The following is a 15,727-nucleotide window of genomic DNA, read 5'->3' on the forward strand; positions in this document are numbered from 1 at the left end:
AGTCTTGAAATCATTGAGTCGTTCTGCCGAAAAGGCGGGCCGCCTCGGCGACCCGCCTGCACTACGAGGGGGATCTGCGCAGAAACGCTGCTCAGTTCTGGCAGGTAATGTCTTCCTTGAAGTACTTCTCGGAAATCTTCTTCAGCGTGCCGTCGGCCTTGAGTTCGGCAAGCGCCTTGTTGAGCTGATCACGCAACTCGCTGTTGCCCTTGCGCACGACAGTCGCGATGCGCTCGACGAACAACAGCTCGCCGGTCTTGAGCCCGGCGGACGCGTTCCGCTCGACCGCCGATTTCGCCACAAAGCGATCCGTCACCCAAGCGTCGACGCGGCCGCTGATCAGCGCCTGTTGCGCATCGGTGTCCTTCGGGAAGGTCTTCACCTCCTTGGCGCCGGTCACCTTCTTGGCCGCATCGGCGTAGGTGGTGGCGAGCTGCACGCCGATCACCTTGTTGGCAAGCTCGCTGCCCTTGGTGGGGCCGCCGGCCTTGGTCACGATCTGGCCGCCGGAGCAGTAGTGCGGGTTGGTGAAATCGACCGACTTCTGGCGCTCTTCAGTGATGCCGTGGCTGGCGATCGCGGCATCGAAGCGATCCTGCCGGATGCTCGCAATCAGCGCATCAAAACCCAGCGCGCGCCATTCCACCTTGAGCCCTAGCTTGGCCGCCATCGCGTTCATCACGTCGATTTCATAGCCGGTCAGGGTCGAGCCCTGAAAATAGTTGAAAGGCGCATACGCGCCCTCGCTTGCGACAACAATGCTGCCGGACTGCTTGATGGTCGCCCAATCGCGCGCCTGGGCGGGTAGCACCACGCAGGCAAGACCGAAGGCGACGGCGAGAGAATGGATCACACGCATCGTTTCGCTTCTCCGAAGGAGGAAAAAAGGCGTCCCGGATGGGACGATGTAAATGAGTTTAGGCAGCGCCCGGTGGCGAGTCCACAACAGCTGTCGGATGAATCAGACACTGAAGACGCCCCAAAGCATCTTGCCTGCCAGCAGGACCAGCACCCCGGCGAAAGCGCGCTTGAGCGTCGCAACCGGCAAGCGGTGCGCCAGGCGCGCCCCGATCGGCGCAGTCAGCATCGATGCAACGATCAGGCACACCAGCGCCGGCAGGTAGATGTAGCCGAAGGCCGCTGCCGGCAGACCAGCCTGCCCCCAACCGTTCCAGAGATAGCCGAGTGAGCCGGCGATCGCGATCGGAATGCCGACCGCCGCCGAGGTGCCGATCGCACGCTGCACCGGCACATTGCACCACGTCAGGTAGGGCACCGTCATCGAGCCGCCACCGATCGCCGCCAGCGCCGAGACCATGCCGATGCCAGTACCGACGCCGGCAAGCCCCGCCCGCCCGGGCAGCCCTCGCCGCGCAGCCGGCTTGAGGTTGAACATCATCTGCACTGCAACCACGCTGATGAAGCACGCGAAGAACACGGCCAGCGCGCGGGTGCCGACGCGGGCAGCGACCAGGGTGCCAAGCAGGGTGCCGAACACGATGCCGGGCGAGAAGGCTTTCACCACATCCCAGATCACCGCGCCGTGCGCATGGTGGGCCCGCATGCTCGACCACGCGGTGAAGATGATGGTCGCCATCGAGGTGCCGAGCGCCAGATGCAACACGTGCTCGTGCGGGACACCCGCCGCGCCGAAGATCATCACCAGCAGCGGCACCATGATCGCCCCGCCGCCCAAGCCCAGCAGCCCGGCCATGAAGCCCGAAAAGAGGCCGAGCGCAACGTAGGCCAGCCACCACGCATCAGGAGTCATTCACGGTTCCCGGAGCTTGAAAAAGCACGGATCATAGGCGCTCGCGAGGGCCGCGTCTGTCCGTAGTGATGCGTACATGCCTTTACATCGATGCGGCGATCAAGCGCCGCCGATCAACTGCTCGGTGATGTAGCGCCACTCGGCCGGATCGACCGGCGTGATCGACAGGCGACTCGCCTTCTGCAGCACCCGCATGTGTTCCAGCGCCGCATGACGGCGCAGTTCGGCGAGTGCGATCAGCGGCGTCTTGCGCACGAATCGCACATCCACGTTCAGCCAGCGCGGATCCTCTGGCATCGACTTCGGATCGAAGAAACGGCTCCCCGCGTCGAACTGGGTCGCATCGGGGTACGCCCGGCGCGCGACTTCAACGATGCCGGCGATGCCCGGCTCGGCGCAGGATGAGTGGTAGAAGAACGCCAGATCACCCAACTGCATCTGATCACGCATGAAATTGCGCGCCTGGTAGTTGCGCACGCCATACCAAGCCACCGTCTGGTTCGGCATCGCCGCGAGATCGTCGATCGAGCAGTCGTCCGGTTCGGACTTCATCAGCCAGTAGCGCATCGCACCCCCACAAACGCAAAGGGCGCGAAGCTCTGCTTCGCGCCCTGCACAATGGGATCCCCCGCCTGTGCCGTTCGGATCGGCATCCTGAACCTGGGTTCAGGTCGGTCGCTTTCCAGCCGCATCAGGTGCGCCCCGAAGGGTGCTCACAACAGCGGTTTTTAGGTCGGCGACCAAGTCGCGTAGACATTGGTCCAAGGAATCTACGACCCAAACGAACACCGCAGGGGAAAACCGTTCCGGGCCGCTTTCGCGCCCCGTGGAGTCTGTTCCCAGCCCCCGTGAAACTTGTATTACCGGCGCTGTATGGCGCCCGACGTCAGAAGAGCTTTTCCTGCGGGGCAAGCGCTGCGTCGATCCGCTCGCCCATGGCAGTCATTCTACGCCGGTATCCCGGCAGATCCAATCCGGCACCACTTTGTAATTGCACCAACTCATGCGCAATGTTGATCGCCGTCATCACTGCAAGCGTATCGGACGATGCTTTCGTGCGCGCATCAAATTCGCGCATCTTCGCATCCACCAGTGCGGCGGCGGCGAGGAACGAATCGCGCTCTTCAGCCTTCACCGACACGCTGTATTCGCGGCCCAGCACGGAAAAATCGACGCTCTCGGTCACGACACGGCTCCATCCGGAATCATCGCGAGCACAGACTCGATCCGGCTCGTTGCAAGCTCCACTTTCGACTTCAGTCGCTGATTGTCCGTCTCCAGCGTGGCGACCCGCTCGCGCAGTGACAGATTGTCCGCGCGCAAGGTTTGCACCTGACGCACCAGCGTATCGAGCTTGGCTTCGAGAGCCGAAAGTTCTTGTTCCATGCGGCCGATCTTAGGAGCCGTCGGCGACCCGGTCAAGCGCGTTGCGTCACGTTCGCGCAAAGCACTTTGGCCGATGTCATGACAGTAGAATCAGGGGATTGATAAACGCGCGCAGAAGCGGTTCGCCATGCAGACTTTCAGCCTCTTTAAGCAGTCACGCGCATTGACGCGGCGCAAATGGATCACATCGGCGCTGGCGCTCGCCGCTGCGCCCAACGTGAGCCTCGCGGCCGGTGTCAGCGCACTCGACGACACCGGCGCGCGCATCGCGCTCGCGGCACCCGCGCAACGGATCATCAGCCTCGCGCCCCACGCAACCGAGTTGCTGTTTGCGGTGGGCGCTGGCGATCGGGTCATCGCGGCGACCGACTACAGCGACTACCCGGCCGCCGCTGCAAAACTGCCACGTGTCGGCGGTTATCACGCGCTGGACCTCGAACGCATCGTCGCGCTGAAGCCCGATCTCGTGGTCGGCTGGGCATCGGGGAATCCTGCAGCACAACTCGATCGCCTCAAGCGCCTCGGTGTACCGGTATTCCTTAGTGAGCCGCGGCGCTTCGACACCATCGCGAGTGACCTGGAGCGCATCGGCGTGCTGACCGGAAACGATACGGAAGCCAAAGCCGCCGCGCGAAGCTTCCGCGAAGGCATCGACACACTGCGCCAGCGCTACGCCGCGCGGCAGCCGGTGCGGGTGTTCTACCAGGTGTGGTCGGACCCGCTGCAAACGCTCAACGGCAAACACATGGTCAGCGACGTGCTGACGCTGTGTGGCGGACGCAACGTATTTGCCGAGCTTGATCCGATCGCGCCGACCGTCACGCGCGAAGCGGTGCTGAAGGCCGCGCCGGAGGCGATTCTGACCGGCCGCGAACCGGCGACCGACAAAGGCTCGCTCGACGGCTGGCGCGCATGGAAGACGCTGCCGGCGGTCGCTCAGGGCAATCTGTTCTACGTTGATGGCGACCATCTGAATCGCGCCGGGCCGCGCATCCTGGCCGGCGCGCAGGAAGTCTGCGCGGTGCTGGATCAGGCGCGCGGCCGCCTCGCTGCCAAGCGCTGATCAGACGCGGACCGCGCCGTCTTTGCGCGAGAAGAAGCGCGCACCGCGCACTTCGCAGAGGATCGCCTCGTCGCCGCTATCGACCGGCGTCGCGAGCACCCGCCAGAGGCCGGGAATCGTGATGCCGGCCTCTATCTCCTGAGCAAGCTCGCCAACGCCATCCAGCGCATAGTGCTCGACGCACAGCACCAGGATATAGGCGCGCCAGCGCGGCGCCAGCTCGCAGCGACGGCGCACGACGTAGGCGCGTCGCACTGGATCATGGCGACGGATGTCGCGCACCAGCGCGCGCAGCTCGTGCATCTCGAGCCCCGGCGGCAAACAACGCAACGCTTCCAGGGGCGCATCCAGTGCCGCCTGCACCAGCTGCGCCTGACGCAGCAACTTGCCGAGGCGCTTGCGATAGGGGCGTGCGGCGGCGCCAATGCCGCTGCTTTCGTAATGCTCGATCAGCAGCGCTGCAGCTTGCAGGCCCACCGCATCGTCCTCGCCGATCGCGCGGCGCAGGTAGGCGACGCCGGTCGGGTCGCCGCGTCCCAGGAGCAGCCGCCCCATCGCCAGCAGCGCATCCGGGCGGCCCGGCGCCTGCGGCATCAGCTCACGGTAGACCGACAGCGGATCCCGATCCCCCGCATAGCGCTCGACCAGCAAGGCCAGCTCAAGCCGCTCCGACACACCCAGCTGTGCGCCCTCCGATTCGAGCTTCGCGATCTTGTCGAGCGCACGGGTCACTTCCCAGTGGCGTTTGCGCCAGCTGCGCTGCTGACCCTGCCACCACTGCTGGTCGAGTTCGCCGGCGAGGCGTGCGACGGATTCGCCGAGGAAGCGCCGCGCGGCGCTGTCGGTGTCCACGCCATCACCCGGTTCGGCAAGCCCTAAGGCATGCACCCGCGTGCGCAGGCTCGGATGCGTGCTCAGCCGCGATTCGTCGCTCTGATCGTGCGAGAGCGCTTCGAACCAATCCGCGAAGGCCTCGCGATCGAAGCCCGCACGCAGCGCGGCCGCCATGTGCCGATAAGGCAGGATGGAGGGGCGTTCGGAGTGGTTGGCCTGCGCATAGACCTTGGCCCAGTAGTCGTCGGCAAGGAAGCGATGTTTCAGCGCGATCTCGGCCAGCGCTTCACCGAGCCGCTTGGCGCCGACAACCTCGGCGGCACAGGCATCCGCCTCCAGCTCGTCGAGGTGTGACAGCACCAGCGACTCAGCGCAATACAGCGGCGTCTCGATCTCAGTGATGAGCGAGAAGGCCGGTTGCAGCGGGCTCGCCACCGCTTCCATGTTCTCAAGCACCTGGTGCCAGAGGGCGCGCAGATAACAGCCGATGCCGCCGAGTGCGATGCGCTGGCGCCGCAGGTGACCGAACTCGTGCGCGAGCACTGCGACGAATTGGCGCGGCGACGTGGCCAGCGTCAGTGGCAGCCCCATCACCAGCGTGTTGCGCATCGGCACGCCGATCCAGCGATTAGGGCGCTGCGTGATCGCGGCGTTCAGCTCGCCGGTGATGCACACCGAATGGATCGGCGGCGTTCCGAAACGGCGGCGCAGGCGTTCAAGCAGGTCGAACAACGCTGGCGCTTCGTCGGGCCCGAGCGCGAGGCCATCGGGCGCCGGAAAGCGGCCGCGCAGCATGCGCGACACCAGCATCAGCAGATGCAGCGCCGGGATCGCCAGCAGGCCGCGCAGGAAGCACAGCACCGGTTCTTCCTGGAAGCCGCCATCGAAGAGTGGTGACAGCGCCCAGCCGATCATGAGCACCGCCGCAACACCCAGCAGCACGACAAACCCCACGCCGGCCGCTGCCCGCATCGTGACGAGGAAGCGGAACCAGCGCGGGAAGCGCAGCGCGCGCCGCCGGGCACGGTCGAAGAGTCGTTCGAAGTCCTGTTCAAGCATTTGCGCGCAGTCTTCCTGCTTGTGCGGCGGCAAGCAAGGGGGAGCCCGACCGACGGCAGCCGGCGGTGCGGCTCTCAGGCGGGCACAAAGTACGGCCTGCCCGCATCGTTCAGCGCCCGCACAGGATGCCCGAGCGCACGCCCGAACACCGACGCCGAGGCGACTTCCCCGACCGGGCCCGCTTGCCAGGCACCGTCGCCGAACAGGATCAGCAGATGGCTCGCCCAGCGCAGCGCGAGGTTGATGTCGTGCAACACCATCAGCACCGCGGCCCCCTGATCGGCGACAGCACGGAAGTGATCCAGCACGGCGATCTGGCCGGCCAGGTCGAGATGCGTGAGCGGTTCGTCGAGCAGGTAGAGCTGGGGCGTCTGCGCAAGCAGTGCCGCGATCGACACCCGCTGGCGTTCGCCGCCCGACAAGGTCTGAACATTGCGCTGTGCAAAGCCGGCGAGGCCCATTGCGGCGAGCGCATCAGCGGCGATACGCAGATCATCGTCGCCTTCCCACTCGAAACGCTCAAGCCAAGGGTGACGGCCCACCAACACCGCCTCTTCGACGCTGCTGGCGAACGGGTCGTCCGGGTGCTGTGGCAACCAGCCGCGCAGCCGCGCCAGCGCACGGGCCGACCAACGCCCGAGTGGCGCACCACCGCATTCAAGCAGCCCCTGCGAGGGATGCAGCCCCGCCAGCGCCGCAAGCAGCGTGCTCTTGCCCACTCCGTTACGGCCGAGGATCGCGAGCCGGTCGCCAGCCTTGAGATCCAGATCGAGTGCGCTGACGGCGCGCACCTGTGCCACGCCAACATCGAGACGACGCGCGCGCAGCAGGCAGGGCAAGGCAGCGTTGCTCATCGCGGATGCCGGGACAGCAGCCAAAGGAAAAGCGGAACACCGATCAACGCAGTCAGCACGCCAACCGGCAACTGCAGCGGCGCGACTACGGTGCGTGCCGCGGTATCCGCGACCAGCAACAGGCCGCCGCCACCGAGTGCCGAGGCCGGTAACAGCAGGCGTTGATCGTTGCCCAGCACCAGCCGCAGCAGATGCGGCACGACGAGGCCAACGAAGCCCACGGCCCCCACTGCCGTCACCGCCGCGGCGGTGAGCAAGGAGGCCAGCAGGAACACCACCGTCGCAACGCGGCGGGTGTCGACACCCAGCGCACGCGCGTGCCGCTCACCACGCGACAGCAGGTTCAGTTCGCGCGCCATCGGCAGGCTTGCCAGCACACCCAGCATCAACACGCCGAGCACCAGCCACGGGCGATCCGCCGCGCCAGCGTCGCCCATCAGCCAGAAAAGCATGCCGCGCAAGGCACGATCGGGGCTCAGGGCCAGCAGCAGCGAGACCACGGCACCGCAGCCCGAAGCAACCACCACGCCGGTCAGCAGCAGCCGGGTTTGTGTCCAGCTGCCGGAGCCCCGCGCAATGCCGAACACCGCGAACATGCTGAGCAGTGCGCCGGCCAGCGCCGCACCATCGACCCACGGCGAGGCGAGCCCTAACAGCAGCGCCGACAAGGCACCGACCGCCGCGCCACCGGAGATACCCAGCACATAGGGATCGGCCAGCGGATTGCGCAGCAGTACCTGCATCAGCGCACCGGACAGCGCCAGCAGCCCGCCGCAGCCAAATGCGGCGAGCGCACGCGGCAAGCGTAGTTGCGCCACCACGGTGGCCGCCATGTCGTCTGGCTGGCCGCGCAGTGCATCGAAGATCGCACGTGGCCCGGCCGTGATCTCGCCCGCAGCCAGCGCAGCGAAGAACGCCGCCAGCACCACGGCGGCGAGGGCACACAGAACGAGCAGGACGCGGCGAGGGCGCATCGGCGAACGAGCGATTGCGATCGAAAGGGTGCTCATTGTCGCGCGCGCCGCCCTGGCTGCGAAATCCGTGCGCTCAGCGGGTGCTGAAACGCAGGCCGGCGAAGATGCTGCGCCCGGCGGTGCCGTAGCCGCGCACCGTTTCGTACTGCTCATCGAACAGGTTGTCGAGCCGCACTTCAAGTTGCGTCTGCGGCATCAGCTTCCAGCTCGCGAACAAGTTGACGAGGGTGTATGCGTCAAGCTTGTGCAGATTCGCCGCGTCGTCGTAGCGATCGCCGACATAGCGCACTTCGACGCCGGCACGCCAGGAATCCTGCACATAGCGTGCGTTGAACGCCCCCTGCCACTCGGCACGCCTTGCGAGTTGCGTATCGGTATCCGGGTTACGCGCATGCAGCCAGTCGAGCGAACCATCCACGACGAAAGCGCCAAAGGTATTGCCGGCTTCGGCGGTGACGCCATCCAGCTCGGCGTGCGCAATGTTTTGTGGCGTCCAGGTCTCATCCAGCGCGATCTGATCGCTCACACGGTTGCGGTAAGCGGTCAGCGATGCTTTGGCCTCGCCCGACTCCCACACCACGGCCGTCTCCACGCTGCGGCCCTGCTCGGCCTTCAGGTTGGGATTCGAGTAGCCGGGGTAGTAGAGGTCGTTGAAGGTCGGCGCGCGGAACGATGTGCCACCGCCGACGCGCACACGCCACGCCTCGGCGAACTGCCAACCCCAGGCCGCGGTACCCGTGGTGTGCGCGCCAAACTGCGAATTGTCGTCGCGGCGCACGTTGATCTGCACGCGTTGCGCGCCGTAGTGCGCGCTCCAGCCGGCAAACAGCGCATTGATCGTGCGCGACTGGTCAAAACTGCCTTCCGCCTTGGCTTGCTGCTGCAGCCACTCGGCGCCCAGCATCAGGCTGCCCGGCCCGATGCGGACATCGTTCTGCCACGACGCCTGGTCCTGCTCGGTGCGGAAGGTCATGCCGGTCGGATTCCACATCGCGTAGTCACGGCTGTCGTCCACCGAGCGACCAAGGCGCAAGGTGCTGACCCAGTTCTCGGCGAAGCGATCACGCAGGCTTGCGCCATAGCTCGCCACCTTCACGTCGGTATGCGAATCAAAACCGATGCCGCCGTCGTACCAGCTGCGGCCGTTGTTCTGCAGTGCAGTCAGTTCTAGCGCGTGACCATCGGCGATCTTCCAGCCGAAATTGGCCGCGAAACTGTTGCGGCGATAGCCGTCGTCGTCGGGATCGTAGCTATAAGGCTGCTTGACCGGATCGTTGATCGCCGAATAGCCGTTCGTCTCCTGATGTGTCACGCGCAGGCCGCCGCTAAAGGCGCCGTTCTTGCCCGACACCCCTGCCGCGTACTCCTGCGTGCCGTAGGTGCCCACGCCGGCAAACGCATCCGCCGCAAAGGGTTCTGTCGCGCGACGGGTGAAGACCTGGATCACGCCACCGATCGCGTCAGCGCCGTAGAGCGCCGAAGCCGGGCCGCGGACGATTTCAATCCGCTCGATATCGTCGAGCGACAGGTGTTCCAGCGACGCGCCACCGCTGGTGGCGGATCCGATGCGCATGCCATCGACCAGCACGAGGCTTTGCGACGCACTCGCGCCGCGCACGATGAGGCCCGCCGTCTTGCCAGGCCCGCCGTTGGAATAGAACTGCAGGCCGGGCTGGCGGCCGAGGAACTCGGTCAGATCGGCAACGCCGGCACGGGCGATTTCTTCGCGGCCGATCACCGTCACGTCGGCGAGGGTCTCCGCGATACGCGTCGCTTGGCGCGTGGCGGTGACGACGATCGTGCTGGTGGGAATATCGTCCGGCGCGGCAGCGAACGAAGGAATGGAAAACGCCGAGAAGACGGCGGCGGTGACGGGGCAAACCCGAAGGCACTTCATTTAGAGGCAACTCCCTGATCGTCCGCACACGCGACCCCGCGTGCCGGACATGGCACACGGACAGCGCAACGGGGAAACGAGCAGGCAGGGCGCAAAGCGCTCAGGCTGATCAACCGACACCCCGCGGCCTGTCCTCCAGCGCAAACACCCTGCTGACGCAAAGGCGCTTGCGGATGTCTGACGGGCCGGTATCCGGGCTTGCGAGCGGGCGCATGTGCGCCGGCCCTGCGTCGCCTTCCCGGGAACAATCCCAGTGGCCGATGACGCCGGGCTCTCGCCTACCGTTGCGGGGGCAGCACAGGAATAGTCCGCATGCGGACGCACCTGTTTCCCGTTTAACCCTGGCGCGCGACGCGCCGGGGCACCTTTCAGACGAAACTCCGGCCGCAGCCGGAGTTAGCTGCGCAGTTTAACATTGCCGCTTTCGCATCGCAGCAAAGGTTTCTCCGATGATCGAACTGGTACTCGGCGGGGCGCGCTCCGGCAAGAGCCGCCACGCAGCGCAACGGGCCGCCGCCGGCGCACTGCCGGTGACGCTGATTGCCACCGGGGAAGCGCTCGATGACGAGATGCGCACGCGCATCGCGCGCCACCGCGCCGAACGCGACCCGCGCTGGAAAACCATCGAAGCCCCGCTCGACCTGCCGCGCCAACTGATCGTGCACGCGCGCGCCGGCAACTGCGTGATCGTCGACTGCCTGACGCTGTGGCTCGCGAACCGCCTGCTCGCCGTGCCGGACGATGCCGGCGATGCGGCAGGCGAGGCTGCAGCGGACGAACTCATCGCCGCGCTCAAACGCTGCGGCGGGCATGTGATCCTGGTTTCAAACGAAGTGGGCCTCGGTCTAGTACCGGAAACCCCGCTTGGCCGCAGCTTCCGCGATGCACAGGGGCGTCTGAACCAGGCCATCGCGGCGATCGCACAACGGGTTGTTTTCGTCGCGGCCGGCTTGCCACTGGTGCTGAAGGGCTGAGCGCCGCCCGACCCGCGTCTCGCGAAGGGTGACGAACCCTGCGTGCTAGCATCCGGCCCTCTCTCTTGCGTCCCGCCAGCGGAATTCACCCACCATGTACGCCGACATCACCCCGCACGACACCGCGCTGAGCGCAGCGCTGCAAGCCCGACTCGATGGCAAGACCAAGCCACCGGGCAGCCTGGGGCGAATCGAAGCGCTCGCGGCGACGATGGGGCTGATCCAGCAGAGCACGTCGCCCACCGTACGCGCGCCGCACATCGTGGTGTTCGCAGGCGACCACGGCGCGGCCAAGGCTGGCGTGTCGGCCTATCCGCAGGACGTGACCTGGCAGATGGTCGCCAACATGCTCGCAGGCGGCGCGGCCATCAACGTTTTCGCGCGACAGGCGGGCATCGCACTGAGCGTGGTGGATGCCGGGGTCGCGCGCGATCTCGCCGACCTGCCCGCCGTCGGCGCCGACGGCACCCGCTTCGTGCGCGCGAAGGTCGCCGCTGGCACCGCGAACTACCTCGACACGGCCGCGCTGAGCAGCGACCAGCGCGACACCGCGATCGAAGCCGGCGCGCGCATCGTGCGTGAGCTGGCCGCGAGCGGCTGCAACACGATCGGTTTCGGCGAAATGGGCATCGGCAACACCGCGAGCGCATCGCTGATCACCGCCGCGCTGACCGGCGCACCGCTGGTTGGCGTGATCGGGCGCGGCACCGGGCTCGACGACGCCGGCCTTGCGCGCAAGCATGCGCTGCTGGCACAAGCCTGGCAGCGCGCTGGCGCGCCGAGCGATGCGCTGACCGTGCTGGCCGAATACGGCGGCTGCGAGATCGCGATGATGGTCGGGGCCTTCCTCGAAGCTGCGCGGCAGAAGATGACCATCATCGTGGATGGCTTCATCGTCACCAGTGCGCTGCTGGTCGCCCATGCGCTCGCCCCCGCGGTGCGGGACTACTGCGTGTTCGCGCACCGCTCGCAGGAGCCGGGTCACACAACGCAGCTGGCGCACCTTGCCGCGCAGCCGCTGCTCGAACTCGACCTGCGTCTCGGCGAAGGCACGGGCGCGGCGCTCGCGATACCGTTGTTGAAAACCGCCTGCGCCATGCTGGCCGAGATGGCGAGCTTCGAATCCGCCGGCGTGAGCGGCAAGTCAGCCTGACCACGCGCGCATGTTGCGCTGGAACCTGGAACTCTTCTTCACCGCGCTCGGTTTCTTCACGCGCATCCCGGTGCCACGCTGGGTGCCGTACTCGCCGGAACGGCTAAACCATGCCGCGCGCTGGTTCCCGGCCGTCGGCTGGGTGGTCGGCGGCATCGCAGCGGCGAGCTTGTGGCTCGCGGCGCAGGTCTGGCCATTGCCAGTGGCGGTGCTGATCTCGATGGCGGTGTCGATCCGGCTGACCGGTTGCTTCCACGAAGACGGCCTCGCCGATGCCGCCGACGGCCTGGGTGGGGGATGGGAGAAGGCGCAAGTGCTCGCGATCATGAAGGATTCGCGGCTCGGCACTTACGGCGCTGCTGCGCTGGGCCTCGCGCTCGCCGGCAAGTTCGCACTGCTGTGCGCACTCGGGGCGGACAAGGCTGCACTCGCTTTGCTGGTGGCGCACCCGTTCTCGCGGCTGTGTTCGGGCAGCCTGATCCGCGTGATGGACTATGTGCGCGAGGATGCGCAGGCCAAGGCCAAGCCGCTCGCGGTACGCATGTCGAACGGAGAGTGGCTGTTGTCGCTGGCTTTCGGCGCCGCACCGCTGTTGCTGCTCGCGCCGCGCCCGGCGCTGGCAGCGCTTTGCGCGGGCGGGCTCATCACGCTGTGGTGGTCGCGCGTGCTGCGTCGCCGGCTGGGCGGCTACACCGGCGACTGCCTCGGTGCCGCACAGCAACTGGCCGAACTCGCCTGCTACCTCGCCTGGACAGCGACATGGACCTCCATCTGATTCGTCACCCGGCAGTCGCGGTGGCGCCCGGCACCTGCTACGGCGCCAGCGATGTGCCGCTCGCGGCACCGCTCGATGCGGCCGTCGCGCATCTGCGGCCCCTGCTGCCGACCGACGCAGCCCTGTTCGCAAGCCCGCTGTCGCGCGCGCGCCTGCTTGCCGAAGCGCTGGGCGCGCCGGTGATCGACGAACGCCTGCGCGAGATCAGCTTCGGCGACTGGGAGCTGCAGACCTACGAGGCGATCGGCTGCGAGGCGCTGGACCGCTGGGCCGACGACCCACTGGGCCATCGCCCGCCGGGCGGCGAATCAGCGGCGGACATGAGTACCCGAGTGCTGACGTATCTCGAAGAACTGCGTGCGCAGAAGCAGGGCGAAGCAGTCGTCATCGTCGCCCATGGCGGCCCGCTGCGCGTGATCGCTGGCCACCTGCTGGGGCTGCCGCCGCAGCGCTGGCTGGCGCTCGACTTCGCCCATGCGCGGCTGACCCGAATCCGGGTCGAAGCCTGGGGCACGACCCTGCAACTCTTCAACCGCTGACTGCATGCTATCGTCGGCCCCATGCTGCTGACCGACCCGATTCCGCTCCACGAAGTACGCCGCGCGCTGGTGATCAAACTGCGTCATCACGGCGATGTGCTGCTCACGGCGCCGGTGCTGCACGCGCTGAAGACCCGCGCGCCGCACTGCGAGATCGACACGCTGGTGTATCAGGACACCGCACCGATGCTACAGGGCCACCCGGCCATCACCCAGCTGCACGGCATCGATCGCAACTGGAAGAAGCGAGGCCCGCTCGGCCAGGCTGCGGCTGAGCTGGGCTTGCTGCGCCGACTGCGCGCCCGCAAATACGACCTGGTGCTGCACCTCACCGACCATCCGCGTGGTGCGTGGATTGCCCGCCTGACCGGTGCGCGCTGGGCCGTGGGCCCCGCCCGCCCGGCGCGCGGCCGGATGTGGCGCAAGGCGTTCAGCCATCTGCAGGGCGAGCCGATGAACGCGCGCCGCCACACGGTGGAGTGCAACCTCGATGTGCTGCGCCGCATCGGTTTGTACCCGGAACTGCACGAACGCGTGCTGTCGATCCACCCCGGCGCGAATGCTGAACTGCGTGCCGACACGCTGCTGCGCGAGGGCAGCGTCGAGCACGGCCGCTTCATCGCGGTGCACCCGGTTTCGCGCTGGATGTTCAAGAGCTGGCCGGCAGAACACGTCGCCGAACTCTGCGGCCGCTTGCAGCGCGCGGGCTGGAAGCTCGTCTTCACCTGCGGGCCGGATGCCGACGAGAAAACCTTTGTCGCACGCATTATCGAAGCGCTGCCAGAGCCTGCGCTGAACCTTGGCGGACAATTGAACCTGCGCGAGCTGGCCGCGGTGATTGGCCGCGCACGCCTGTTCTTCGGCGTGGATTCGGCACCGATGCACATCGCGGCCGCACAGCAGGTGCCGACCGTCGCCCTTTTCGGCCCCTCCGGTGAATTGGAATGGGGCCCGTGGGGCGTGCCACATCGCGTGGTCAGCAGCCAGATCCACCCCTGCCGGCCCTGCGGTATCGACGGTTGTGGCGGCGGCAAGATCAGCGATTGCCTCGTTCGCCTGCCGGTGGATCAGGCCTGGGCCGCAGTGCAGGATCTGCTCAACGACACAGGCGGCACGCCGGTCGTACGGCTGCAACGCGTGTGAAGCTCGCCCTCGTCCGCCAGCGCTACACCGCCTTCGGCGGCGCCGAGCGTTTCGTCGAACGTGCGATCGCCGCGCTGGGCCGCGACGACATCGAAATCACGCTGCTGACACGACACTGGAGCGGCGCACCCGCTGCGAACCTGAAGCTGCGCAAGCTCGACCCCTTCCATATCGGCCGCACCTGGCGTGACGCCAGTTTCGCGCGCGCCGTGCAGCACGAAATCACCGGCGGCGATTACGACCTGGTGCAGTCGCATGAGCGGGTGCCGGGTTGCGACATCTACCGCGCCGGTGACGGCTCCCACCTGGGCTGGCTCACGCACCGCGCCCGCGCTCGCGGCCAACGCTTCGATGCGCGCTGGTGCGGCCCCTACCATCGCTACACGCTGGTCGCCGAGGCGGCGATGTTCCGTCACCCGAAACTGCGCGCGGTGATCTGCAATTCGCGCTTCATCCAGCGCGAGTTGATGGACTTGTTCGGCCTGCCGGAAGAACGCCTGCCGCTGATCGAGAACGGCGTTGATCTGCAACGCTTCCGGCCGGCGAGCTCGCTCGAAAAGCGCGATGCGCGCGTCGCGCTCGGTTTGCCACCGGGCGCCCCGCTGCTCGCCTTCGTCGGCTCCGGCTTCGAGCGCAAGGGGCTCGCCGCGGTGATCGAGACGCTGCCGCGCGACGCCCACCTCGTCGTCGCCGGCAAGGACAAGAGCGAACCGCGCTACCGTCGCATCGCGCAACGTGTTGGCCACAGTGATCGGGTGCATTTCCTCGGGCCACAGCAGGATGTCGCGCCGATCTACCGCGCCGCCGACGGTTTCGTCTTCCCGGCCGTCTACGAGCCCTTCGGCAACGTGGTGCTGGAGGCCATGGCCTGCGGCCTGCCCGCAATCACCTCCCCCTCTTGCGGCGCCGAATCGCTGATCGAACATGGCCGCAACGGCTGGCTCGCCGACGCCTTCGAGCGCGAATCGCTGCGCGCCGCGCTGGCCGAACTGATGGCGACCATCGCCTCGCCGCAGCGCCTCGCCGCCGTCGCCAGCGCCGCGCGCAGCACCGCCGAGCGGCAGACGCCGGAACGCATGGCCGACGCTTTGGTCGCGCTGTACCGGCGTCTGCTCGGTTAGGCCAACATTCAGTCACGACTGCGCCTGACCCAATCACACCGGGCCGCGCAAACCCCTCCGGTATAATCCGCGCCGTCTTGTGCCCCGGGGGCTCCATGTCGCAATCCACGCAGCTCTACCGCCGCTTGCTCGGTTACGTTCGCCCATACAAGAAGGCGTTCGTCGCGGCGCTGTTCTGCATGAT

Annotated in this window: 16 protein-coding genes and 1 riboswitch; of the genes, 7 read left to right on the plus strand and 9 right to left on the minus strand. The window is 67.1% G+C overall.

What is annotated here, in order from left to right; translation table 11 throughout:
- Positions 1-91: 91 nt before the first annotated feature.
- The 5 genes from ACE3P0_RS20565 to ACE3P0_RS20585 all read right to left on the minus strand — a co-directional run bounded on the left by ACE3P0_RS20565 (position 92) and on the right by ACE3P0_RS20585 (position 3,157).
- A complete protein-coding gene (locus ACE3P0_RS20565) occupies positions 92-859 on the minus strand; it encodes an ABC transporter substrate-binding protein (RefSeq protein WP_374404675.1) in 768 nt (255 codons plus the stop codon).
- Between the two features lie 102 nt (positions 860-961).
- Positions 962-1,771 (minus strand): sulfite exporter TauE/SafE family protein, encoded by an 810-nt coding sequence (locus tag ACE3P0_RS20570; RefSeq protein ID WP_374404676.1) that lies wholly within the window; start codon positions 1,769-1,771, stop codon positions 962-964.
- A gap of 99 nt (positions 1,772-1,870) precedes the next feature.
- A complete protein-coding gene (locus tag ACE3P0_RS20575; RefSeq protein WP_374404677.1) occupies positions 1,871-2,338 on the minus strand; it encodes an EVE domain-containing protein in 468 nt (155 codons plus the stop codon).
- Between the two features lie 319 nt (positions 2,339-2,657).
- On the minus strand, positions 2,658-2,957 hold the full coding sequence (locus ACE3P0_RS20580; RefSeq protein ID WP_374404678.1) for a cell division protein ZapA: 300 nt from the start codon (positions 2,955-2,957) through the stop codon (positions 2,658-2,660).
- Entirely contained in the window at positions 2,954-3,157 is a 204-nt protein-coding gene (locus tag ACE3P0_RS20585; protein WP_374404679.1) for a hypothetical protein, read from the minus strand. Before ACE3P0_RS20585 ends, ACE3P0_RS20580 begins: the two co-directional genes overlap by 4 nt.
- 127 nt (positions 3,158-3,284) lie before the next feature.
- Between ACE3P0_RS20585 and ACE3P0_RS20590 the strand changes: the two genes are divergently transcribed.
- Positions 3,285-4,220 (plus strand): cobalamin-binding protein, encoded by a 936-nt coding sequence (locus tag ACE3P0_RS20590; RefSeq protein ID WP_374404680.1) that lies wholly within the window; start codon positions 3,285-3,287, stop codon positions 4,218-4,220.
- On the opposite strand, the gene ACE3P0_RS20595 is transcribed toward ACE3P0_RS20590, so the two are convergent.
- The 4 genes from ACE3P0_RS20595 to ACE3P0_RS20610 form a co-directional block, all read right to left on the minus strand.
- A complete protein-coding gene (locus ACE3P0_RS20595; RefSeq protein WP_374404681.1) occupies positions 4,221-6,113 on the minus strand; it encodes a M48 family metallopeptidase in 1,893 nt (630 codons plus the stop codon).
- Between the two features lie 74 nt (positions 6,114-6,187).
- Entirely contained in the window at positions 6,188-6,967 is a 780-nt protein-coding gene (locus ACE3P0_RS20600) for an ABC transporter ATP-binding protein (RefSeq protein ID WP_374404682.1), read from the minus strand.
- Entirely contained in the window at positions 6,964-7,977 is a 1,014-nt protein-coding gene (locus tag ACE3P0_RS20605; protein ID WP_374404683.1) for a FecCD family ABC transporter permease, read from the minus strand. The genes ACE3P0_RS20600 and ACE3P0_RS20605 overlap by 4 nt, the downstream gene beginning before the upstream one ends.
- 37 nt (positions 7,978-8,014) lie before the next feature.
- Positions 8,015-9,838, minus strand: coding sequence for a TonB-dependent receptor domain-containing protein (locus ACE3P0_RS20610; protein WP_374404684.1), 1,824 nt, complete (start codon positions 9,836-9,838; stop codon positions 8,015-8,017).
- Positions 9,839-10,003: 165 nt separating this feature from the next.
- Positions 10,004-10,222, minus strand: a riboswitch (cobalamin riboswitch).
- A gap of 65 nt (positions 10,223-10,287) precedes the next feature.
- Between ACE3P0_RS20610 and cobU the strand changes: the two genes are divergently transcribed.
- The 6 genes from cobU to ACE3P0_RS20640 all read left to right on the plus strand — a co-directional run bounded on the left by cobU (position 10,288) and on the right by ACE3P0_RS20640 (position 15,543).
- Positions 10,288-10,812, plus strand: a complete 525-nt coding sequence (gene cobU, locus ACE3P0_RS20615) for a bifunctional adenosylcobinamide kinase/adenosylcobinamide-phosphate guanylyltransferase (protein WP_374404685.1) — start codon at positions 10,288-10,290, stop codon at positions 10,810-10,812.
- A 94-nt stretch (positions 10,813-10,906) separates the two neighbouring features.
- Positions 10,907-11,965 (plus strand): nicotinate-nucleotide--dimethylbenzimidazole phosphoribosyltransferase, encoded by a 1,059-nt coding sequence (cobT, locus tag ACE3P0_RS20620; RefSeq protein WP_374404687.1) that lies wholly within the window; start codon positions 10,907-10,909, stop codon positions 11,963-11,965.
- A gap of 13 nt (positions 11,966-11,978) precedes the next feature.
- Positions 11,979-12,740, plus strand: a complete 762-nt coding sequence (locus ACE3P0_RS20625; protein WP_374404691.1) for an adenosylcobinamide-GDP ribazoletransferase — start codon at positions 11,979-11,981, stop codon at positions 12,738-12,740.
- Positions 12,725-13,279 carry an alpha-ribazole phosphatase family protein gene (gene cobC, locus ACE3P0_RS20630; RefSeq protein WP_374404688.1) on the plus strand — a complete coding sequence of 185 codons (555 nt, stop codon included), beginning with the start codon at positions 12,725-12,727 and terminating at the stop codon, positions 13,277-13,279. The genes ACE3P0_RS20625 and cobC overlap by 16 nt, the downstream gene beginning before the upstream one ends.
- A 21-nt stretch (positions 13,280-13,300) precedes the next feature.
- Positions 13,301-14,422, plus strand: coding sequence for a putative lipopolysaccharide heptosyltransferase III (rfaQ, locus tag ACE3P0_RS20635; RefSeq protein WP_374404689.1), 1,122 nt, complete (start codon positions 13,301-13,303; stop codon positions 14,420-14,422).
- The gene (locus tag ACE3P0_RS20640; RefSeq protein WP_374404690.1) at positions 14,419-15,543 is read left to right on the plus strand and encodes a glycosyltransferase family 4 protein; all 1,125 of its coding nucleotides are present in this window, start codon (positions 14,419-14,421) and stop codon (positions 15,541-15,543) included. The genes rfaQ and ACE3P0_RS20640 overlap by 4 nt, the downstream gene beginning before the upstream one ends.
- The last annotated feature ends 184 nt before the right edge of the window (positions 15,544-15,727 follow it).

The sequence above is a fragment of the Niveibacterium sp. genome, from assembly GCF_041909475.1.
Taxonomy (GTDB): domain Bacteria; phylum Pseudomonadota; class Gammaproteobacteria; order Burkholderiales; family Rhodocyclaceae; genus Niveibacterium.